This is a genomic window from Tsuneonella sp. HG249, from assembly GCF_053819205.1.
Window position 1 is genome coordinate 418,713 of the sequence record NZ_JBSOQY010000001.1, and the last position, 20,142, is coordinate 438,854.

Annotated in this window: 19 protein-coding genes; 9 read left to right on the forward strand and 10 right to left on the reverse strand. The window is 67.1% G+C overall.

The genetic code is table 11. The annotated features are described in order from the left end of the window. The first annotated feature begins 71 nt into the window (after positions 1-71). Both ACWPM1_RS02115 and ACWPM1_RS02120 read left to right on the forward strand, forming a co-directional pair. The gene (locus ACWPM1_RS02115; RefSeq protein ID WP_455695106.1) at positions 72-755 is read left to right on the forward strand and encodes a uracil-DNA glycosylase; all 684 of its coding nucleotides are present in this window, start codon (positions 72-74) and stop codon (positions 753-755) included. 218 nt (positions 756-973) lie between these two features. Then, the gene (locus tag ACWPM1_RS02120) at positions 974-1,900 is read left to right on the forward strand and encodes a helix-turn-helix domain-containing protein (protein WP_455693192.1); all 927 of its coding nucleotides are present in this window, start codon (positions 974-976) and stop codon (positions 1,898-1,900) included. A gap of 18 nt (positions 1,901-1,918) precedes the next feature. On the opposite strand, the gene ACWPM1_RS02125 is transcribed toward ACWPM1_RS02120, so the two are convergent. Beyond that, positions 1,919-2,296 (reverse strand): helix-turn-helix domain-containing protein, encoded by a 378-nt coding sequence (locus ACWPM1_RS02125; RefSeq protein ID WP_455693193.1) that lies wholly within the window; start codon positions 2,294-2,296, stop codon positions 1,919-1,921. Positions 2,297-2,411: 115 nt separating this feature from the next. Between ACWPM1_RS02125 and ACWPM1_RS02130 the strand changes: the two genes are divergently transcribed. Beyond that, positions 2,412-3,287, forward strand: a complete 876-nt coding sequence (locus ACWPM1_RS02130; protein ID WP_455693194.1) for an acid phosphatase — start codon at positions 2,412-2,414, stop codon at positions 3,285-3,287. A gap of 41 nt (positions 3,288-3,328) precedes the next feature. On the opposite strand, the gene ACWPM1_RS02135 is transcribed toward ACWPM1_RS02130, so the two are convergent. Next, positions 3,329-3,904, reverse strand: coding sequence for a hypothetical protein (locus ACWPM1_RS02135; protein ID WP_455693195.1), 576 nt, complete (start codon positions 3,902-3,904; stop codon positions 3,329-3,331). A gap of 135 nt (positions 3,905-4,039) precedes the next feature. After that, positions 4,040-4,225 (reverse strand): DUF3606 domain-containing protein, encoded by a 186-nt coding sequence (locus ACWPM1_RS02140; protein WP_455693196.1) that lies wholly within the window; start codon positions 4,223-4,225, stop codon positions 4,040-4,042. 177 nt (positions 4,226-4,402) lie between these two features. Between ACWPM1_RS02140 and ACWPM1_RS02145 the strand changes: the two genes are divergently transcribed. Next, positions 4,403-4,654 (forward strand): hypothetical protein, encoded by a 252-nt coding sequence (locus ACWPM1_RS02145; protein ID WP_455693197.1) that lies wholly within the window; start codon positions 4,403-4,405, stop codon positions 4,652-4,654. Here the strand turns inward: ACWPM1_RS02145 and ACWPM1_RS02150 are convergent. The 4 genes from ACWPM1_RS02150 to ACWPM1_RS02165 all read right to left on the reverse strand — a co-directional run bounded on the left by ACWPM1_RS02150 (position 4,635) and on the right by ACWPM1_RS02165 (position 13,008). Continuing rightward, complete coding sequence (locus ACWPM1_RS02150; RefSeq protein WP_455693198.1) at positions 4,635-6,071, reverse strand: glutamate synthase subunit beta; 1,437 nt, start codon at positions 6,069-6,071, stop codon at positions 4,635-4,637. The two genes, ACWPM1_RS02145 and ACWPM1_RS02150, sit on opposite strands and share 20 nt — an antisense overlap. After that, on the reverse strand, positions 6,071-10,711 hold the full coding sequence (gltB, locus tag ACWPM1_RS02155; protein WP_455693199.1) for a glutamate synthase large subunit: 4,641 nt from the start codon (positions 10,709-10,711) through the stop codon (positions 6,071-6,073). Before gltB ends, ACWPM1_RS02150 begins: the two co-directional genes overlap by 1 nt. A 175-nt stretch (positions 10,712-10,886) precedes the next feature. After that, positions 10,887-11,738 carry a hypothetical protein gene (locus ACWPM1_RS02160; RefSeq protein WP_455693200.1) on the reverse strand — a complete coding sequence of 284 codons (852 nt, stop codon included), beginning with the start codon at positions 11,736-11,738 and terminating at the stop codon, positions 10,887-10,889. A gap of 37 nt (positions 11,739-11,775) precedes the next feature. Further along, a complete protein-coding gene (locus ACWPM1_RS02165) occupies positions 11,776-13,008 on the reverse strand; it encodes a TIGR04063 family PEP-CTERM/XrtA system glycosyltransferase (protein ID WP_455693201.1) in 1,233 nt (410 codons plus the stop codon). A 182-nt stretch (positions 13,009-13,190) separates the two neighbouring features. Between ACWPM1_RS02165 and ACWPM1_RS02170 the strand changes: the two genes are divergently transcribed. Genes ACWPM1_RS02170 through ACWPM1_RS02190 form a run of 5 tightly spaced genes read left to right on the forward strand, consistent with a single transcriptional unit; the run spans position 13,191 to position 17,707 of the window. Then, a complete protein-coding gene (locus tag ACWPM1_RS02170) occupies positions 13,191-14,576 on the forward strand; it encodes a DUF5935 domain-containing protein (RefSeq protein WP_455693202.1) in 1,386 nt (461 codons plus the stop codon). Between the two features lie 58 nt (positions 14,577-14,634). Next, entirely contained in the window at positions 14,635-15,084 is a 450-nt protein-coding gene (locus ACWPM1_RS02175) for a MaoC family dehydratase (protein WP_455693203.1), read from the forward strand. Between the two features lie 49 nt (positions 15,085-15,133). After that, complete coding sequence (locus ACWPM1_RS02180) at positions 15,134-16,309, forward strand: acetyl-CoA C-acyltransferase (RefSeq protein ID WP_455693204.1); 1,176 nt, start codon at positions 15,134-15,136, stop codon at positions 16,307-16,309. Positions 16,310-16,346: 37 nt separating this feature from the next. Beyond that, positions 16,347-16,913 carry a carboxymuconolactone decarboxylase family protein gene (locus ACWPM1_RS02185; protein WP_455693205.1) on the forward strand — a complete coding sequence of 189 codons (567 nt, stop codon included), beginning with the start codon at positions 16,347-16,349 and terminating at the stop codon, positions 16,911-16,913. Next, entirely contained in the window at positions 16,910-17,707 is a 798-nt protein-coding gene (locus ACWPM1_RS02190) for an SDR family NAD(P)-dependent oxidoreductase (RefSeq protein WP_455693206.1), read from the forward strand. The genes ACWPM1_RS02185 and ACWPM1_RS02190 overlap by 4 nt, the downstream gene beginning before the upstream one ends. On the opposite strand, the gene ACWPM1_RS02195 is transcribed toward ACWPM1_RS02190, so the two are convergent. Genes ACWPM1_RS02195 through ACWPM1_RS02205 form a run of 3 tightly spaced genes read right to left on the reverse strand, consistent with a single transcriptional unit; the run spans position 17,704 to position 20,077 of the window. After that, positions 17,704-18,291, reverse strand: coding sequence for a hemerythrin domain-containing protein (locus ACWPM1_RS02195; RefSeq protein WP_455693207.1), 588 nt, complete (start codon positions 18,289-18,291; stop codon positions 17,704-17,706). The two genes, ACWPM1_RS02190 and ACWPM1_RS02195, sit on opposite strands and share 4 nt — an antisense overlap. Positions 18,292-18,308: 17 nt before the next feature. Continuing rightward, on the reverse strand, positions 18,309-19,502 hold the full coding sequence (locus tag ACWPM1_RS02200) for a zinc-dependent alcohol dehydrogenase (protein ID WP_455693208.1): 1,194 nt from the start codon (positions 19,500-19,502) through the stop codon (positions 18,309-18,311). Continuing rightward, positions 19,499-20,077, reverse strand: coding sequence for an SRPBCC family protein (locus ACWPM1_RS02205; protein ID WP_455693209.1), 579 nt, complete (start codon positions 20,075-20,077; stop codon positions 19,499-19,501). Before ACWPM1_RS02205 ends, ACWPM1_RS02200 begins: the two co-directional genes overlap by 4 nt. Positions 20,078-20,142: the final 65 nt, after the last annotated feature.

Consider the following 20,142-nt stretch of genomic DNA (forward strand, 5'->3'; position numbering starts at 1 on the left):
CACTTAGGAGCAATGGGGATAGAGGGAAAGGGGCGCTGGCGGCGCAGGGTGCCGAGTTCTATTTCCGCAGGATGGGCAGCGAGACCATCCCCGAGAGCTGGCGGCCGGTACTGGAGCCGGTGCTGGCGAGCCCCGAGGCGCGGCGGCTGGGCGGCTGGCTTCGCGCGGAAGAGGACGCCGGCAAGCGGGTATATCCACCCTCCGGATGCCGATTGAAGGCGTTCGAGCTCACCCCGCTGGAGGCGGTTCGGGTCGTCATCCTCGGGCAGGATCCCTACCACGGCCCCGGCCAGGCAATGGGGCTGTGCTTCGCGGTGCCCGAGGGGTGCAAGTTGCCGCCGAGCCTGGCCAACATCTTCAGGGAGCTCGCCGGCGACTGCGGCATCGACCGCCCCGCGCATGGCAATCTTAGCGGCTGGGCGCGGCAGGGCGTGCTGCTGCTCAATACCTGCCTGACGGTCGAGGAGGGCAAGGCCGGTAGCCATGCCGGGCGGGGGTGGGAGACGCTGACCGATGCCGCCGTTTCCGCGGTGGCCGCGCGGCCCCAGCCGACGGTGTTCATCCTCTGGGGCAGCCATGCGCAAGCGAAGGCCGGGCGCATCCGGTCGCTCGGCGACCAGCGCCACTGCGTGATCGAGAGCCCGCATCCCAGCCCTCTGTCGGCGTATCGCGGGTTCTTCGGCAGCCGCCCGTTCAGCCGCGCCAACGCCTTCCTCGAATCAAGCGGGCGGGGGACGATCGACTGGCGGCTGTAGGACTTGGGACAGTTGGCACACTGTTCAGGCGATGAATCGATGCCGGTGCAATCAGGCCGTGCTCTCGGCCCGCACGCCCGGCCGGAGCGGGCGCAAAGGAGGGGGCGACGGAGCTTGTGCATGGGCCGATTGATGCACGCTCGCGCCTTTGTAGGAAAACGATTTTCCGCCGCCAATCCCCGCTGGACAGGGACGGTGCGGCAGGCGACAAGGTGGCGATGGGTCGCGCCGCCACCGATGTCGAAGAAGCCCCCCGGCTAACCCACGCCGGGTCCATCCGCATGTCGCTGATCGCGCCTGCGGGAGCGGCGGCACCGCTGGCTACCACGTTCTTCCGCCTGAGCTGCGACGAGGAATGGATCCGCGATGTCCAACCCTCCAGCTTGGGCATCTTCGCGGTCATGGCGCGGGGGGGCGGCCACCTCCATTTCCTCGACGGGCGTGTCGAGCCGAGCCACCCGCTCACGGTGATAACCCCGACCGATGCCGCCGCGACATTCGTGGTGCAGGGTCCGTGGGAACTCTGCGGCGCGATGCTGAGCCCGGTGGGGTGGGCCAGCCTCACCGGCCGCTCGGCGGCCGTCGAGGGCAACCGGCTGCACGATGCGCGCGAATACCTGCCGGGCCCCCTAGTGGCAGCGGGCGAGGGAATCCTGCGCGATTTCGACCGGCTATCCGACGCCGAGATTAGCGAGCGGCTCTCGAACGGACTGCTGGCCGCCGCCCGGCCGTTGCCCGAAGCGCACGTGCGCTTCATCCAGACCATGGGCCAATGGCTCGCGCGTTCGCTGTCACCCGAGGTCGCCGACCTGCCCGCGATGACCGGCTACAGCGGACGACAGGTCCAGCGACTGGCCGAGCGCTACTTCGGCCTCACTCCGAAGGCGCTGGCGCGCAAGTACCGAGCCCTGCGCGCGGCGGTGCTTCTATCGCGGCCGGACGCTTCGGCAGACGACATCGCCCCGGTGCAAGAGCATTTCTACGACCAGTCGCACATGATTCGGGAATTGCGCCGATTCGCCGGGCGGACACCCGCGCGCATCGCGGATCCCGATACGCCCTATCTCGCGTCGTTCATGAGTCTGCGTGACTTCGGGGAGCCCGGCGTTCGCATGGCGCCGATCCCGAGCGACCTCAGGGCCTGACGGAAGGGCTCCTCGCGATCATTCGGCTGATTCGCGGTCCGCCTCTTCGCTTCGACCGGTCCCTAGCGTGACCTTGATCGCCACTTGCTCGGCCGGAACGCCGAGCGCCTTGGCGATGCTGTGCTGATGGCTCTCGAGCAAGGAAGCGACGCTATGGCCTGTCCTTGCCTTGTCGGCGCCGTTGAGAAGGATTTCGACGGGAATCTCGAGAATCTCGCTCAACCGGCCGAGCATCTGCAGCCGCGGGCGCGACCGGTCCATCTCCCAGCCCCATACGGACACCTTGGAGATGCCGAGCTTGCCGGCCAGCGTCTCCAGGCTCCACCTGTGCGCATGCCGCGCTTGGCGGATGCGACCGCCGAGGGTGTTTTCCTCAACGAACATGCGATCGAGCATGCTCACGAACGTGAAGCTTTGGTGCGACCCATGTCGGGTCGTCTAACGCCGGCTAACAGGTTGTGCAACTGAGATAAGTTAGTTGTGAAACGCGACCCGCGCCTTCTGGAAGGGCATGCTGGTGCTGGCGATCGGCACGGAGTTCGGGCATCAGCCGGGCATGAACCGATTTCTCGCCGGCATCCTCGCGCTTTCGCTCACTGGCTGCGCCGCCGCCTACGCGGCGCCCGAAGACGCCACGCCGACCGCCGCCGCGCAAGCACCGCCCAGCGACCGCGCGTTGTTCGACATGGGCCCGGCCTACCTCGGTGGGCCTCTACCGGATGGGGGTCTGCTCGTGGGGCCGCCGCCGGGCGAGGGGTCCGAAGCGCTGGCGCGCGACCGGGCGGCCAATGCAGCCGCGCTGCTGCTCGCCGGTTCGACGCGATTTGCGCTCGCCGGGCGCGATGCAGACCTCGGACCGGGCGCGTTGCCGCAGGCCCTTTCATGCGCTGCGGGCGCGACCATTTCAGACCAGGCCACGCCCGCAATTGCCCATTTGCTTCGCCGCGCGACCGCCGATTTCGCCACCTCCACGAGCGGGGTGAAGGCGCAGCACATGCGCGCGCGCCCGTTCACGCTGAGCGGCAGGGCAACCTGCACGCCCAAAGCGGAGGCGGCGCTGCGCAACAACGGTTCGTACCCCAGCGGTCATGCGGCAATCGGTTACGGGGACTCGCTGGTGCTCGCCGCGGTGTTTCCCGCCCGCGCCGCGGTGCTGGTCAGGCGCGGCGTCGAATACGGCGATAGCCGCCGCGTATGCAACGTTCATTGGCTGAGCGATGTCGAGGCCGGCCGCACGATTGCCGCCGCGACTTTCGCGCGCCTGCAAGCGGACCCCGGCTTCCGCGAAGACCTCGCCAAGGCCCAGGCCGAGGCCAAAGGCCCGCTCCCCGCACCCGACGCTGCGGCGTGCACGATGGAAGCGGCCGCGCTCGGCGGCCAGGCTTGACGTGATCGGGAGCCGCCGGTTTCCCGGCGGCCCCGCTTCACTCAGCGATTGTCCGGACGGTTGCTCTTGAAGCTGCTGACGCAATCACCCTGATTGCGGAAGCCGGCCGCCTGCCAGCCGTCGTTCTTGCACTGGTCGGCATTCGCCAAGCCGAGCCCGCCAGTGGCGAGGTTGATGCGCTGCCCGTCGATCGTGAGGTTGCGCACCTGGATCACGTCGGGGTTGGCGATCTGATTGTTGACGATGCCGACCTGCCCGGCCGCGCCACTGGTGATCCCGGTGATGGTCTCGGTGACCGTGAACCAGCCGTCACCGTCGGTATCCGTGCCGCACGCCGATCCGTTCGGGTCCTGGTCGAACGTGTTGTAGGCGCCGCCCTGAATGAACACCCGCGGTGCGCCGCCGCCGCATGGGCCTTTGTACTCGAAGCTGATGACGTCGCCGTTCTCGACCGCGAGGTTGAGGTTGGGAATCTCGTGAGATGTCCCAGCAGCCTGACCGCGCGCGTCGAGGGTAACCACCCCTCCGCTTACCGTAGTGCCCGGATTGAGGGTCTGCGCGTTGGCCGGAAGGGCAAGGGCGGAGGCAGCGACTGCTGCCATTGTCAGTTTCTTCATGGCGTCTCTCCTGATTGCAGGCCTTTGCCTGCGACGGGGTGACAACGCCCCGGCAACCCGATGGTGACTCAGCTCGGCCAGTGAAAACAACGCCCTAGCGGGAAATGCAACATGCGGCGCCGGCGGGAAGCCAGGCTAGCTCTTCATCTGCCGAACTGCTTCCTCGAGCTCCTCGCGGCTGCTGCCGTGACGCTCGATCAGCTGTTCGGCTTGCTCCATGCTGATCCCATTTTGCTCCGCGAAGTAGCGCACCTCGTGCTCCTGGCTGCCGGAAACGCGCGCGCGATCTTGCGGGCCGCGATTGTTGGTATCGTCGGACATTACTGTTCTCCTTCGCCTTTCGAATCCGCGAGCGGCGCCTTGGTTTCAGGAAACGTACTAACCCAAGTCAGTTTTCGTGGGTTTGCCTGTAATCATTGTTAAATAACGCGTTTCTCCCTTGGAACGTCGGTGCTCGCTCCGCTTTTCCGAGGTCCACGGATGGCGCGGAGAGACGATATGCCGCTTATCGCTGCAGCCACGTTCTACAGCAGGACGGACCTTCGCAACGCCATTGAAGGCCTGCGCGAAGCGGGGGTGCCGGAGGAGTACGTCGCGGTTGCTTCGCGCGACGTTGCCGGTCCCTTCGCCGTGACCGTCGGCGAGCATGCCGGGGTCGAACCCGACCGGGTCACGAGTATCCTCGAGCTGTTCGGCGGCCACTCGGAAATGCAGCCAGCGGTCCAGCCGATCAGCGCGGAAGCTCGCTGACTCCCATCAGCATCTCGTCCACCGCCCTGGCCGCCTGGCGCCCTTCGCGGATGGCCCATACGACGAGGCTTTGGCCGCGGCGCATGTCGCCGCAGGCGAAGACGCCCGCTTCGCTGGCGGCGTAGGAGAATGTGTCCGCCGCTACGTTTCCGCGCGGGTCAAGCTCAACGCCAGACTGATCGAGCAGGCCGCCCTTGAGTGGGCCGACGAAGCCCATCGCCAGGAGGATAAGGTCCGCCGGAACGGTGAATTCGCTGCCAGCGACTTCTTCCATTTGCCCGCCGCGCCATTCCACGCGCACGCATTCGAGCCCGGAGACCTCGCCGCCCTCGCCGATGACCCGCTTGGCGAGCACCGACCAGTCGCGCTCGACGCCTTCTTCGTGGCTCGAGGAGGTGCGCAGCTTCATCGGCCAGTGCGGCCAGGTGAGCGCCTTGTCCTCCTTCTCCGGCGGACGCGGCATGATCTCCAGCTGGACGACGCTCTCCGCGCCTTGGCGGTTGCTCGTGCCGACGCAGTCCGAGCCGGTATCGCCGCCGCCGATCACGATCACCTTCTTGCCGGTCGCCACCAGGCTGCCGCGCGGTGCGGCGCGGACTTCGTCGTCACCCGCATTGCGCTTGTTCTGCTGGGTGAGGAATTCCATCGCCAGACGCACACCGGGGAGCTCGGCGCCCGGGATGAGCAGGCGGCGCGGATCTTCCGCTCCCCCTGCGAGCACGACCGCGTCGAAGTTCTCTTTGAGGCTCGCGAACGAGACGTCGACGCCGACTTCGGTGCTGGTGCGGAATATGACCCCTTCCGCCTCCATCTGCACCGCGCGGCGATTGACGAGGTGCTTTTCCATCTTGAAGTCGGGGATGCCGTAGCGGAGCAGGCCGCCGAGGCGGTCGTTCTTCTCGAACACCGTCACCGAGTGGCCGACCCGGGCCAGCTGCTGGGCGCAGGCAAGGCCTGCCGGCCCGCTGCCGACGACAGCGACGCGCTTGCCGGTGCGGGTCTCCGGCGGCTCGGGGACGATCCAGCCTTCCTTCCACCCGCGGTCGGCGATCGCGCATTCGATGCTTTTGATGGTCACCGGCGCGTCGATGAGGTTGAGCGTACAGCTCGCCTCGCACGGGGCGGGGCACACCCGGCCGGTGAATTCGGGGAAATTGTTGGTCGAATGCAGGTTGTCGAGCGCGTCCTTCCAGTCCCCTTCGTAAACGAGCTGGTTCCAGTCGGGGATCAGGTTGTTCACCGGGCAACCGTTGTGACAGTAAGGGATGCCGCAATCCATGCAGCGGGCCGCCTGCTGGCGCAGATCCGGCTCGGCGGGCGGAATGGTGAACTCCTTGTAGTGCCGCAGGCGCGCCTTCGGGTCCGCGTAACTGCGGTCTTTGCGCTCGAATTCGAGAAAGCCGGTTTCCTTGCCCATTATTCGGCTGCCTCGAATTCATGCTCGAGGCGCTCGGCCTCGAGCTGGCGCAGGGCCTTGGCGTAGTCGGACGGCATGACCTTGACGAAGCGAGCCAGCGAAGCCTCCCAATCGTCGAGAATCTCGCCGGCTTTGGCGCTGCCGGTGTGGAGCTTGTGCCGCTCGATGAGCACACGCAGGCGCTCGGCATCGTGGCGTAGCATGTCGCCCATGCCGGCGTCATCCACGCTGCGCGCGCGCTGGAGCGGACGACCGGTGCCGTCTTCCTCGTCGCGCGCGGCGGATACCGAAGACAGCTCGACCTGCGCCTGGTTGCACAGCTTCGCGAACGCGCCGTCCTCGTCGTAGACGTAGGCGACACCGCCGCTCATCCCGGCGGCGAAATTACGCCCCGTCCGGCCGAGCACGACGACCACGCCGCCGGTCATGTATTCGCAGCCGTGGTCGCCGCAGCCTTCGACCACCGCGACCGCGCCGGAATTGCGCACCGCGAAGCGCTCGCCGGCGACCCCGCTGAAGTACGCCTCGCCCGCGACCGCGCCATAGAGCACGGTGTTGCCGACGATGATGTTCGCCCGCGGATCGCGGTCCACGCCGCCGGGCGGGCGGACGACGATGCGGCCGCCCGAGAGGCCCTTGCCGACGTAGTCGTTGGCGTCGCCGGTCAGCCGCAGGGTGATCCCGTGCGCGAGCCAGGCGCCGAAGCTCTGCCCGGCGACCCCGGTGAGCTCGATGCGGATGGTGTCGGGCTTCAATCCCTGGTGCCCGTAGCGTCGGGCTACTTCACCCGAGAGCATGGCCCCGGTGGCGCGGTTGGCGTTGCGGATGAAGCGCTCGATCTGCACTGGAACACCGCTTTCCAATGCTGACTCGCACGCTTCGATCAGCTCGACATCCATCGCCCCGCCGAGCGCGTGGTCCTGCTCCTCGGAATGGTACAGCGTATGGCCGTGGACCGGCTCGACCTGGTGGAGCAGGCGCGAAAGGTCGATGCCATGCGCCTTCCAGTGCCTTGTCGCGCGGGCCATGTCGATCCGGTCGACCCGCCCGACCATCTCCTCGACGGTGCGGAAACCCATCCCGGCCATGATCGCGCGCAGTTCCTCGGCGACGAAGAAGAAGTAGTTGATCACGTGCTCGGGGGTGCCGGTGAAGCGCTTGCGCAGCACCGGGTCCTGCGTCGCGACGCCGACCGGGCAGGTGTTGAGATGGCACTTCCTCATCATGATGCACCCGGCCGCGATCAGCGGGGCGGTCGCGAAGCCGAACTCGTCGGCGCCGAGCAACGCGCCGATCGCCACGTCGCGGCCGGTCCTGAGGCCGCCGTCGACCTGCACCGCGATCCGGCTCCTGAGGTCGTTGAGCAGCAGGGTCTGCTGGGTCTCGGCGAGGCCGATCTCCCACGGGCTGCCCGCGTGGGTCAGCGAGGTCAGGGGCGAGGCGCCGGTGCCGCCCTCGTAGCCCGAGATGGTCACGTGGTCGGCCTTGCACTTGGCGACGCCCGCCGCGACCGTGCCGACGCCGACCTCGGCCACTAGCTTGACCGAGATGCGCGCCTCGCGGTTCACGTTCTTGAGGTCGTGGATTAGCTGCGCGAGGTCTTCGATCGAGTAGATGTCGTGGTGCGGCGGCGGGCTGATGAGGCCTACGCCGGGCGTTGAGTGGCGGACCTTGCCGATCACCTTGTCGACCTTGTGCCCGGGAAGCTGGCCGCCCTCGCCGGGCTTGGCGCCCTGGGCCATCTTGATCTGGATATCGTCGGAGTTGACGAGGTACTCGGTGGTCACCCCGAAGCGCCCCGAGGCGACCTGCTTGATCTTCGAGCGCATCGTGTCGCCGTTGGGCAGCGGCTTGAAGCGGTCGATCTCTTCGCCGCCTTCGCCGGTGTTCGAGCGCCCGCCAATGCGGTTCATCGCGATAGCGAGCGTGGTGTGCGCCTCGCGGCTGATCGAACCGAAGCTCATCGCGCCGGTGCTGAAGCGTTTGACGATCTCGGCCGCCGGCTCGACCTCGTCGAGCGGTACTGGGGTCGCCGCCGGCTTCAATTCCATCAGCCCGCGGATCGTCAGCAGCCGCTCGGACTGTTCGTTGATCGCCCGCGCATAATCCTCGTAGCGCTCCAGGCTGTTGCCGCGCACCGCGTGCTGGAGGTCGGCGACGGTGCCGGGGGTCCAGGCATGGTCCTCGCCGCGCAGGCGGAACTGGTAGATGCCGCCGGGGTCGAGCATGTGCTCGTAGGCCGGGTTATGACCATAGGCGAGCGCATGGCGGCGCACCGCCTCCTCAGCCACTTCGGCGAGGCCGACGCCTTCGATGGTGGTCGCGGTGCCGGTGAAATACTTGTCCACGAACGCGCTCGACAGCCCGACCGCGTCGAAGATCTGCGCCCCGCAATACGACTGGTAGGTCGAGATGCCCATCTTGGACATGACCTTGAGAATGCCCTTGCCGATCGCCTTGACGTAGTTCTTGCGCACGTCCGCTTCGCTTGAGTGCGGCAGCTTGGTGCGGCGGATATCCTCGAGTGTTTCGAACGCCACATAGGGGTTGATCGCCTCGGCGCCGTAGCCCGCCAGCGCGCAGAAGTGATGCACTTCGCGCGCCTCGCCGGTCTCGACGATGAGGCCGGTCTGCATCCGCAGGCCCTGACGGACGAGGTGATGGTGCACCGCCGCGGTCGCCAGCAGGGCGGGGATCGGAATGCGGTCCTGCGACTGCGCGCGGTCGCTCAGCACGAGGATATTGTGATCCTGCAGCACCGCCTCTGTGGCCGCCCAGCACATCTCGCGCAGGGCCAGCTCGACGCCCTCGACCCCGGCGCCGGCATCCCAGCAGATGTCGATCGTCTCGCAGCGGAACGCCCCGTCGAGCGCCGCCTCGACCGAGCGGATCTTGGCGAGATCCTCGTTGGTGAGGATGGGCTGGCTCACCTCGAGCCGCTTGTGGGTGCCCGCATCGCGGCCGAGCAGATTGGGGCGCGGGCCGACCATGCTGGTAAGGCTCATCACCAGCTCCTCGCGGATCGGATCGATCGGCGGGTTGGTGACCTGCGCGAAGTTCTGCTTGAAGTAGTCGAACAGCAGGCGCGGGCGACTGGAGAGCACCGCGATCGGCGTGTCGGTGCCCATCGATCCGAGCGGGTCGTCGCCCAACTGCGCCATCGGCTCAAGGAACTTGGAAATGTCCTCTTGTGTGTAACCGAACGCCTGCTGCCGCTCCAGCAGGTCGGTCGCCGGCTCGGGCACGGCCGACAGCTCGGGCTCGATATGGTCGAGGTCTTCGAGCTTGTACTGTGCGTCTTCGAGCCACTTTGCGTAAGGCTGCGCGGCTGCGAGGCTCGCCTTCAGCTCGGCGTCCTCGATGATCCGGCCCTGTTCGAGGTCGACCAGCAACATTTTGCCCGGTTGCAACCGCCACTTGCGGACGATGTCGTCTTCCTTGAACGGCAGCACCCCGCTCTCGCTCGCGAGGCAGATCAGGTCGTCCTTGGTCACGCAATAACGCGAGGGGCGCAGGCCGTTACGGTCGAGCGTGGCGCCGATCTGGCGCCCATCGGTGAAGCACACCGCCGCCGGCCCGTCCCACGGCTCCATCAGCGCGGCATGGTATTCGTAGAACGCGCGCCGTTCGGGGTCCATCAGCCGGTCCTTCGCCCACGCTTCCGGGATCAGCATCATCATCGCGTGCGCGAGGTCGTACCCGCCGAGCAGTAGCAGCTCGAGCGCGTTGTCGAGGCACGCGGTGTCCGACTGGCCGTGCGGAATGATCGGCCACAGCTTGTCGAGGTCAGCGCCGAGAAGCGGCGATTCCATCGTCCGCCGGCGCGCGTTCATCCAATTCACGTTCCCGCGCACGGTATTGATCTCACCGTTGTGCGCCATGAAGCGGTACGGGTGCGCCAACTTCCAGCTGGGGAAGGTGTTGGTGCTGAAGCGCTGGTGGACGAGGCCCAATGCGCTGACGCAGTCGGGATCGCGCAAGTCGTCGTAGAAGCTGCCGACCTGGTTCGCCAGAAGGAGGCCCTTGTAGACGATCGTCCGGCTCGAGAAGCTCGGGATGTACATCTGAGTCAGGCCCGCGATGCCGAGCTTCTCTTCCTGCTTGCGGAGCGGGTTCTGGACCTGCTTGCGGATGACGATCAGCTTGCGCTCGAAGGCATCCTGGTCGGCGCAGTTGGGCCCGCGGGCGATCACGCACTGGCGCATCACCGGCATCGACGCGACGACCGCCCTGCCGAGGCCGTCGAGCGTGACCGGCACCTCGCGCCAGCCAATCATCCGCTGGCCTTCCTTGGCGACGAACTTCTCGAACTGCTCCTTGACGAACGCGCGTGCGCTGTCGCCCTGCGGCATCATGCATTGCGCGACCGCGTATTCGCCGGGCGGGGGCAAGTCGTGGCCATTGGCCTCGGCCCACTTGCGGAACAGCGGATCCGGGATCTGGATGAGGATGCCTGCGCCGTCGCCGAGCAGCGGATCGGCGCCGACCGCGCCGCGGTGATCGAGGTTGGCGAGAATTTCGAGCGCCTGGGCGACGATGGCGTGGCTCTTCATGCCCTTGATGTGCGCGAGCAAGCCGACGCCGCAGGCATCGTGCTCGTTACGCCGGTCGTACAGTCCCTGGTTGGGCGGAAAACCCATCGTGCTCGCAATCTACAACGCCTGGCCCGCGCGCCGGCGGGCAATGAAACGCGACTCGCCGTGCTGCCTCGCGCAGCAAAGTTATCGCAGCTTCGGGCCATGACGACACGAACGTTTTTCCGCAATCGCGAAGGGAATTGAGCGCGATAAAGCCCCGCTTTCGCGAGGCCGGCCGTCAGGCGGCGCCGCTCATGCGCTCCAGCTTTTGGAGGGCTTCGCGCAGCGCGCGCTCGTTGTCGCCCGGCTCGCGCGGGGGAGCGCGCCTCATCGACAGCAGCGACGGATAGTTCTCGGCCAGCGGCTCGGCCGTGTCGAATTCGGCCGGTTCTTCGGCGAGCGGGCGTTCCACCGGCGCGGCGCCCGGCATGTCCGCCGCGTCGCCGGCGCGGTCGCGATGCTGTTGCAACGCGCGGGCGAGACGCTCGACCAATTCGACCATGGCCAGTTCGCCGAGCGGGCGGCTATCTGCCGGCGTGGCCGTAGCCTCGGCGACAGTCCCCTCGGGCTCGCCTTCTTCGCGGTGCAGCGCCTCGCGCTTGCGGTCCTCGGAAATCCAGTCGCCCGCCGCAGAGATTTCGGCAGCTGGCGGCAGTTCTTCGCTGTCGAAGTCGCCGATGTCGTCGTCCTCGACGAGTTCGGCGCTTTCGAAGTCCTCGGCGACGGCGAGCGACGGTTCGGCATCGAACCCGTCCTCGCCCAGCTCATCGGGCGCGGAGAGCGGAGCCTTGGCGAAGTCTTCGCCTGCCGCTGGTGTTCGGCGCGCGCCGGTTGCCGCCGCCACGCGCCGGGCAATGGCCAGGCCTGCGAGGGCTCCGAGCGCCGCGCCGGCCAGCGCCACCGCTGTCCGCGCGTACTCGCCGAGGGAGGCGATGCCGCCGGCATTGCTCACACGCTCGATCACAACGGGGGGCATCACCATGCTGCCGAGACCCAACAGACCGGCAAACCACAGCGCGACGATCGCCGGAAAGGCCGGGTGCGCGCTGATCGGGGCCTTAGCCCCCTGTCGTCTGGTTTGGCTGCTCATTGGACACCCCGTTGGCGGCTGCCGCCGCGATCGCCGGTCAGGCGGCGGCGGACAATTTCCCGTTCGGGCGATGAGCTAACAGGTGTTGGTAAACGTCCTGATAACGACGAATGTTGCGCGACCAGTCGTGGCGCTCGCGCACCCGGGCCTGCGCGCGCGCCAGCATCGCCGGCCAGTCGTCGCGCTCGTCGAGCAGGCCTGACAAGGTATCGGCGCACGACCGGGCGTCGTCGGCGGAGAACAGCGCGCCGGTGACGCCGTCCTCGATCAGTTCGCGGTGGCCGCCGACGTCGCTCGCGGCAACGAGCCGGCCCTGCGCCATGGCTTCGAGCGGCTTGAGCGGGGTGACGAGTTCGGTCAAGCGGCTGGCCTTGCGCGGGTACGCGAGCACATCGATCAGCGAATAGTAGCGCTCCACTTCGGCGTGCGGGACCCGGCCGGTGAAGTGGATCGCGTGGGCCGCGGGCGAGGCGGCGGCGCGGGCCCGCAGCCGGGTTTCGCATGGGCCACCGCCGACCAGCAGCAGGCGGGCGCTGGGATGATGCCGGCGCAGCTGTGGCAGCGCGTCGATGAGCAGATCGAGCCCTTCGTAGTCGTAGAAGCTGCCGATGAACCCGATCACCGGGTCTTCGGCCCCGTAGCCGAACTCGTCCGCCAGCGCCGCGTCGCGCTCGGGCGGCGTGCCGAACAGGCCCAGATCGACGCCGTTCGGCGAGAGCCCGATCTTTCCCGGCGCGTGGCCCCGCGCCACGAGATCGTCGCGCAATCCATGCGAGATGGTGAACACCGCGTCGGCGTCGGCGACGACCCGATCCTCGAGCGCGCGGGTGAGGCGATACTTGACTGAGCCTTCGCGTCCCGTGCCGTTGTCGACCGCGGCGTCTTCCCAGAAGGCGCGGATCTCGTAGATCACCGGTATGCCGAGCGCGCGCCCCGCGCGCAGCGCGGCGTGGCCGCACAGGGCGGGCGAGTGCGCGTGCAATACGTCCGGCCGCCAATCCTCGGCGAGAGCGATGATTGCGTCGGCGAGGCGAGCGATCTCGCGCCATTCGCGCATTCCGGTGACGCCCGACGCCACCCCTGGCGTGCGGTGGAACAACAGCCCGTCGGCGACTTCCGCGACCGGCCCATCGGCCGCGTGACGCAGACCGGTCACCCCGCGCACTTCGAGCCCCGAGGCGGCCTGCGCGGTCATGATCGCGCGGGTGCGGAAAGTGTAGCCGCTGTGGAGCGGCAGCGAATGGTCGAGGACGTGCAGCACGCGGGTCATGCGGCGGTTTGTCGCACGACAGGCTTAACGGCGCGTCAACTGCGATGCGCTAGGCCTGCGCGCTCGATGATTGACCTGTTCTCCCTCGCGCTCGTTCACGGGTTGCTGTTGCTGATGATGCTGCGGCTGATCGGCCGCGACGACCTCGACCGCGATCCGCCGCAGCAGCCGGAACAGCCGGAATGATCGACCTCGGACTGTTCCTGTTCATCGCCGGGGTGCTGCTGCTCGGCATCCGCCGCCCGTTCGTGTGGGTGCTCGCCTACATCTACATCGACACGCTCAGCCCGCAGGACATCGGCTGGCAACTGGTCGCCTCGCTTCCGGTATCGCTGATCGCCTTCTGCGCCGCATTCGGCGGCTGGTTGCTCGCCGATTCCAAACACGGCGCGCGCTTCGCCTTCCGCCAATGGCTGCTGGTGATCCTGCTCGGGTGGTGCGCGCTGACCACCGCCAACGCCGATTTCCCGATCCCCGCGGCGGAGAAGTGGGATTGGGTGTGGAAAGCCCTCGTGTTCGCGATCTTCCTGCCGCTGACGCTCACCACCCGGTTGCGGTTCGAGGCGGTCGTCCTGACGATGGTCCTCACCGCAGGGGCGATCATCATCAATGGCGGGATCAAGACCGCCACCGGCGGCGGCGGATACGGGGTGCTCTACCTGCTGGTGAACAACAACACCGGGATGTACGAAAGCTCGACCATAGCCACCGTCGCCATCGCTATCATCCCGCTGATTCTGTGGGCGATGAAGCACGGCACGGTCTTCCCGCCGGACTGGCGGGTAAAGACCTTCGGCTATGCGCTGATCTTCGCCTGCCTGCTGATGCCGATCGGGACCGAGGCGCGCACCGGCCTGCTGTGCATGGCGGTGCTGGCGGTGCTGATGCTGCGCGACGTCAAGCGGCGCCTTGTCTATCTCGGGGCAGCCGCGGCGCTCTCTCTGGTCGCGCTGCCTTTTCTCCCGCAGAGCTGGCACCAGCGCATGTCGACGCTGGAATCGGCTGAGGAAGATACCTCGGCCTCGACCCGGGTGGCGGTGTGGCGCTGGACGGTCGACTACGCCAACAATCACCCGCTCGGTGGCGGGTTCGACGCCTATCGCGGCAACGAGTTCACCTACAAGCTGCCGGTCCGCAAGAGCGAGGGCAACACGAGCTCGGTCGAGTACGAGGACCATACGGACCGCGCGCGCGCCTACCATTCGGCGATCTTCGAAATGCTCGGCGAGCAGGGCTGGCCGGGGCTGTTCCTGTGGCTGTGGATCCACGCGCTGGGCTTGTGGCAGATGGAACGCATCCGTCGCCGCTGGAGGGGCCGCGAGCGGGCCGACCAGCAATGGCAGGCGCCGCTGGCGGTCGCGCTGCAGTTCGCGCAGGCGATCTACCTCGTCGGTTCGCTGTTCCAGGGGATCGCGTACCAGCCGTTCATCCTGACGCTGATCGGCGTGCAGTGCGCGCTGTGGAGCTGGTGCCGCCGGGTCGATTCGCCCGTGCGGAGGCGTTTGCGGCGGTCCAAGCAGGCGGCCGGCGGCGATGCCGTAACGGCAGGCGAACCGGCGTTGCGCTAAGCCGAGTCCTGCGCCTATGGAATCCGCGCATACCGCGGTTTCTAACGAGGAGAGGCGCATGACCCCGCAGGAATTGAAAGCCAAGGTCGGCCAGAACGTCGGCACGAGCGAATGGGTCGTGATGAGCCAGGAGCGGATCAACCAGTTCGCCGAGGCGACGGGCGATCACCAGTTCATCCACGTCAACGAAGAAGCCGCCAAGATGACCCCGTTCGGCGGGACCATCGCGCACGGCTTCCTGACGCTGTCTATGATTCCGTACCTTTCCGCCAATTCGGATCTGCCGAAGGTCGACGGCGTGAAGATGGGCGTCAACTACGGCGGCAACAAAACCCGCTTCATCTCGCCCGTCCGCAGCGGCAAGCGCATCCGCGGCCACTGGAAGCTAGTCGACCTCGAGGAAAAACGCCCTGGCCAGTGGCAGCAGACGCACGAGATCACCATCGAGATCGAAGGCGAGGACAAGCCCGCCCTGATCACCGAATGGATCATGCAGTTCTTCGTCTGAATGCCCTCCCCAGGCCCGGACCAACACTCGCTAGCTACAGGAATTGACCATGCGTGACGCCGTCATCGTCTCCACCGCCCGCACTCCAATCGGCCGGGCCTATAAGGGCGCTTTCAACAATACGCTCGGGCCCACGCTCGGCGCGTTGTCGCTCAAGCCCGCGATCGAGCGCGCCGGCATCGAGCCCGGCGAGATCGACGACGTCCTGTGGGGCAGCGCGCTGCAGCAGGGCACCCAGGGCGGCAATCTCGCGCGCCAGGTCGCGCTGCGCGCCGGCTGCCCCGTCACCGTCTCGGGCATGACGATGGACCGCCAGTGTTCGAGCGGCCTGATGAGCATCGCCACTGCGGCGAAGCAGGTCATCGTGGACCGGATGGATATCGTCGCCGCCGGCGGCCAGGAATCGATCAGCCTCGTGCAGACCAAGGACATGCGGGTGCAGCCCGATCCGTCGCTGATGGCGATGCACAAGGCCATCTACATGCCGATGCTGCAGACCGCCGAGAACGTCGCCAACCGCTACGGCATCGGCCGCGACCGGCAGGACGCCTACGGCCTGCAGAGCCAGCAGCGCACCGCCGCCGCGCAGGCGGCGGGCGTGTTCGACGACGAGATCGTCGAAGTGAGCACCGTCATGAAGGTGCAGGACAAGGCGACCGGCGAAATCTCCGATCGCGAGATCACCCTCAAGAAGGACGAAGGCAACCGCCCCGAAACCACCCTCGAAGGGTTGCAGGGGCTCAAGACCGTAGTCGAAGGGGGCTCCATCACCGCCGGCAATGCCAGCCAGTTGTCCGACGGCTCGGCGGCAGTGATCGTGATGGAAGCCGCCGTCGCGGCGAAGAAGGGTTTGACCCCGCTCGGCCGCTACGTCGGCATGGCGGTCGCCGGCACCGAGCCCGACGAGATGGGCATCGGCCCGGTGTTCGCGATTCCCAAGCTGCTCGGCCATTTCGGCCTTTCGGTGGACGATGTCGGCGTGTGGGAGCTGAACGAGGCGTTCGCGGTGCAGGTCCTCTACTGCCAGGACGTGCTCGGCATCCCCAACGACCGGCTGAACGTCAACGGCGGGTCGATCTCGATCGGCCACCCCTACGGCATGACCGGCGCGCGCTGCGTCGGCCACGCGCTGCGCGAAGGCCAGCGCCGCAAGTCGAAATACGTCGTGGTGACGATGTGCGTCGGCGGCGGCATGGGCGCGGCGGGGCTGTTCGAGGTCCTTTAACCGGCCTACCGCTTCGCCACTTGAGGCCGGAGGTGCAATGCGACTGAGCGAACCCCGGATTGCCCCGCTCGACCCCGCGGCGCTCGACGACGAGCAGGCCGAGGCGTTGTCGCCGGTCACGCGCGAGGGTGACCGGCCCCTCAACATCTTCCTCACGCTGGCGCACGCGCCGGAAGCGCTCAAGCGCTTCCTCGGCTGGGGCAACTACGTCCTGTCCAAGCGCAACGCGCTCGACCCTCGCCAGCGCGAACTTGCCATTCTGCGGACCGGGTTCAACTGCGGCTCGGGCTACGAGTTCGCCCAGCACACCGTTATCGGCCTACGCTCGGGCATTTCGTCCGAGGAGGTCGAACTGCTTAAGCAGGGCCCGGGCGCGGGCAAATGGAGCGAGCTTGAGCATGCGATCCTGACCGCGTGCGACGAACTGCACCACGATCATTTCGTCTCGGATGCGACCTGGACCAAGCTGGCGCCGTTGGGTGACAAGGGGCGCATGGACCTAGTGTTCACCGTCGGCCAGTACACCCAGGTCTCGATGATGCTGAACTCGTTCGGTGTGCAATTGGAAAAGGGCGAGCCTGACCCGGAGCTCGATCGGCGTTGAGCGGCCGGCTGGCGGGCAAGACGGCCGTCGTCGTCGGCGCCGGCCAGCAACCGGGCGAGACCGTCGGCAACGGCAAGGCGATCGCGCTGACACTCGCGCGCGAGGGTGCCGCGGTGCTGTGCGTCGACCGTGATCTGGCGCGGGCCGAGGAAACGGTGGCGGCGATCGCCGGGGTGGGCGGCACCGCGTTCGCACTGGCGGCCGACATCGTTAACGACGCCGAAGAGATAGTCGCCGCCGCGCTCGACCGCTGGAGCCGGATCGACATCTGCATCGACAACGTCGGCATCGGCCATCGCGGCGATGGGCCTGCGCACCGGCACGATGACGATGCCTTCGAGACGGTTTTCGCGGTCAATTTCACCGGTGCGCGGCGATTGGTGAAGGCGGTGCTGACGCCCATGCGCGAGGCAGGCGGCGGGTCGATCGTGCTGATCAGCTCGCTCGCGTCGACCGCGGGGGCCAACATGGTCGCCTACGAAGTCTCGAAAGCCGCGCTCAACCGGTTGGCGATCGCCACCGCGCTCGGGTCCGCCAAGCACGGCGTCCGTTGCAACGCCATCCTGCCGGGCCTGATCGACACCCCGATGGGCGTCGGCGGCACCGCCGAGCGCGACGGACGCGATCTCGGCGCCCAACGCGCCGCGCGCGATGCCATGGTGCCGCTGAAGGGCGGCATGGGCAGCGCCTGGGACGTCGCCAACGCGGCACTCTTTCTCGCCGGCGACGAGTCGCGTTTCGTCACCGGCGTGCTGCTCCCGGTGGATGGCGGCCAGGGAGCCCGGATCGGCTAGGCGAGCTCCCGCGCGTCGGCCGTCCGACCGGCCGCCATGCTACCGCTGCCGCTGCCGCCCGAGTAGCGCTCGAACTCCTCGCGGAAGCGCATGATCACATGCTCGTGCTGGGCCTGCGGAATTTGCTCGATCAGTTCGGGGAACCAGGTTCCTTCCTCCTCATACATGTGGTGCGCGACGGCGCCCTGGATGTGCTCGAGCTTGTCGCGCCATTCCTGGCTCATCGGGTCGATCATCTCGAGCTTTGCGAGCTGGATCTTGGTCATCGCCTGCTCTTGATAGGCCATGCCCGCGTGGCCCTTCTCGTGGTTGTCGGCCATCGCCGGATAGAGCACCGCCTCCTCGGCATTGGCATGTGCGCCGAGGATCGCGGCCAGGCGCTTGAGCGCCGCCGTGCGTGCGGCGGGGTCGTTGGCGGAGAGGCCGGCGACAAATGCCTGTTCGATCTGGCGGTGGTGGTCGAGCACGTCGGCGAGAAACGGGCATTCGGTTGCCATCGCTTCCGCCTTGCGGCGCGCTTCCGCGCGGTCTTCGGCGGACTCGGGCGGCATGACCGCCGAGGCTACCTTATCGAAAATAGACATCGCTCTCTCCTTGCTGCTTAGGCCGCGGCGCGCTCCATGCCGGGCTTGAGGACGACCTTGGTGTAGTTGTCCTGGTCGTCGTGGAATTTCTTGTAGCCCTCGGGGCCGTCCTCGAGGGCCATCGTGTGGCTGATCAGGAAGGTGGTATCGATCTTCTCTTCCGCGATCATCGCGTAGAGTGCGTCGCTGTAGCGCTGGACGTGGGTCTGCCCGGTCTTGAGCGTGAGCCCCTTCTGCATCAGAGCCCCGATAGGGAACTTGTCGAGGAAGCCGCCATAGACGCCCGGCATCGACACATGGCCGCCCTTGCGAGTGGCCATGATCACCTGGCGGATGACATGACCGCGGTCGGTACCGAGGAAGGTCGAGACCTTGATCTGGTCGATGATGTTGTCGACGTAGCCGCCGTGCGCCTCGAGGCCGACACAGTCGATCGAGGCATCCGGCCCGATACCGCCGGTCATCTCCCACAGCGCCTCGTAGACCTTCGATTCCTCGAAGTTGAGGCATTCGGCACCGAACTGCTTGGCGAGCTCGAGCCGGCGCGGGAAGTGATCGATTGCGATTACGCGCTCGGCACCCAGCAGGAACGCCGACTGCACCGCGAACAGACCGACCGGGCCGCAGCCCCAAACCGCCACGGTGTCGCCCGGCTGGATGTTGCAGTTCTCCGCCGCCATCCACCCGGTGGGGAGGATGTCGGTCATGAACAGCACTTTCTCGTCCGGCATGCTGTCGTCCGGGATCACGTAGGGGCCGATGTCGGAATAGGGCACGCGGACGTATTCTGCCTGCCCGCCAGAGTACCCGCCGGTAAGGTGCGAGTAGCCGAAAATCCCCGCCGCCGGCTCGCCGTAAGCCTCGCGGCCCATGTCCTGCTTGTCGGCGGGATTGGAGTTGTCGCAGCATGAATACTGCTGCTTCTTGCAGTGGTAGCATAGGCCGCACGAAATGGGGAACGGCACGATCACTCGCTGCCCGGTCTTGAGCGTGCTCTTGGGGCCGACCTCGACGACCTCGCCCATGAACTCGTGGCCGAGAACATCGCCCGGCTTCATGGCGGGCACGTAGCCGTCGTAAAGGTGGAGGTCCGAGCCGCAGATCGCGGTTGAGGTTATCCGCAGGATCGCGTCGCGCGGGTTGAGGATCTCGGGATCGTCGACGGTATCGCAGCGGACGTCGTGTTTGCCGTGCCAGGCTATCGCTTTCATGCCGCTTGCTCCGCTTGCGTGTCTTCGTTGCGCTTCTCGAGTTCGCGCCGGTTGCGCGCGCTGACGGTGATCTCGCCGGTCTCCATCAGCTGCTTGAAGCGGTGGAGGTCGCGGCGGGCCTGGATGCGCGGCTCGCGCTGGAACAGCTTGGCGACGGCCTGGCCGATCACGCCCGCAGGCGGCTCGTAAGCGATCACCGCGCGCACCACGGTGCCGCGCTCTCCGGCTTCGGCGAACGTGATCTTGCCGCTGTTGGCGACGTCCGCGCCTTCGACCGACTGCCAGTTCATCTCCCGGCCTGTCACTTCGTGGGTAATCTCGGCGTCCCAGCTCACCTCGCGCCCGAGCGGGGCCTTGACCGTCCAGCGGAAGCGGTTGCCGCCCGCCGGCTCGATGGAGACGACATTCTCCATGAACTGGGCAAGATTGGTCTGCTCGCGCCAGAAATCGTAAAGCTCCTCGGCAGGCCGGTCGATTGTCACGGCCTCGCCGAAAAGCGCCCTTGCGGACTCTGTATCCTTGGATGCGGTCACCGGCGCGTCGTCGCGCTGGAGATTATCGGTCGTTTGCGTCATTTCCACCTCGCGAAAACCGAATGATCGCAACGAGTTTGGGTTTCGCGGGAAACTCACCTAGGTTG

Coding starts and splice junctions, on each gene's coding strand:
- ACWPM1_RS02115 (WP_455695106.1), top strand. CDS start 72: ATGGGCAGCGAGACCATCCCCGAGAGCTGGCGGCCGGTACTGGAGCCG.
- ACWPM1_RS02120 (WP_455693192.1), top strand. CDS start 974: ATGGGTCGCGCCGCCACCGATGTCGAAGAAGCCCCCCGGCTAACCCAC.
- ACWPM1_RS02125 (WP_455693193.1), bottom strand. CDS start 2,296: ATGCTCGATCGCATGTTCGTTGAGGAAAACACCCTCGGCGGTCGCATC.
- ACWPM1_RS02130 (WP_455693194.1), top strand. CDS start 2,412: ATGCTGGTGCTGGCGATCGGCACGGAGTTCGGGCATCAGCCGGGCATG.
- ACWPM1_RS02135 (WP_455693195.1), bottom strand. CDS start 3,904: ATGAAGAAACTGACAATGGCAGCAGTCGCTGCCTCCGCCCTTGCCCTT.
- ACWPM1_RS02140 (WP_455693196.1), bottom strand. CDS start 4,225: ATGTCCGACGATACCAACAATCGCGGCCCGCAAGATCGCGCGCGCGTT.
- ACWPM1_RS02145 (WP_455693197.1), top strand. CDS start 4,403: ATGCCGCTTATCGCTGCAGCCACGTTCTACAGCAGGACGGACCTTCGC.
- ACWPM1_RS02150 (WP_455693198.1), bottom strand. CDS start 6,071: ATGGGCAAGGAAACCGGCTTTCTCGAATTCGAGCGCAAAGACCGCAGT.
- gltB (WP_455693199.1), bottom strand. CDS start 10,711: ATGGGTTTTCCGCCCAACCAGGGACTGTACGACCGGCGTAACGAGCAC.
- ACWPM1_RS02160 (WP_455693200.1), bottom strand. CDS start 11,738: ATGAGCAGCCAAACCAGACGACAGGGGGCTAAGGCCCCGATCAGCGCG.
- ACWPM1_RS02165 (WP_455693201.1), bottom strand. CDS start 13,008: ATGACCCGCGTGCTGCACGTCCTCGACCATTCGCTGCCGCTCCACAGC.
- ACWPM1_RS02170 (WP_455693202.1), top strand. CDS start 13,191: ATGATCGACCTCGGACTGTTCCTGTTCATCGCCGGGGTGCTGCTGCTC.
- ACWPM1_RS02175 (WP_455693203.1), top strand. CDS start 14,635: ATGACCCCGCAGGAATTGAAAGCCAAGGTCGGCCAGAACGTCGGCACG.
- ACWPM1_RS02180 (WP_455693204.1), top strand. CDS start 15,134: ATGCGTGACGCCGTCATCGTCTCCACCGCCCGCACTCCAATCGGCCGG.
- ACWPM1_RS02185 (WP_455693205.1), top strand. CDS start 16,347: ATGCGACTGAGCGAACCCCGGATTGCCCCGCTCGACCCCGCGGCGCTC.
- ACWPM1_RS02195 (WP_455693207.1), bottom strand. CDS start 18,291: ATGTCTATTTTCGATAAGGTAGCCTCGGCGGTCATGCCGCCCGAGTCC.
- ACWPM1_RS02200 (WP_455693208.1), bottom strand. CDS start 19,502: ATGAAAGCGATAGCCTGGCACGGCAAACACGACGTCCGCTGCGATACC.
- ACWPM1_RS02205 (WP_455693209.1), bottom strand. CDS start 20,077: ATGACGCAAACGACCGATAATCTCCAGCGCGACGACGCGCCGGTGACC.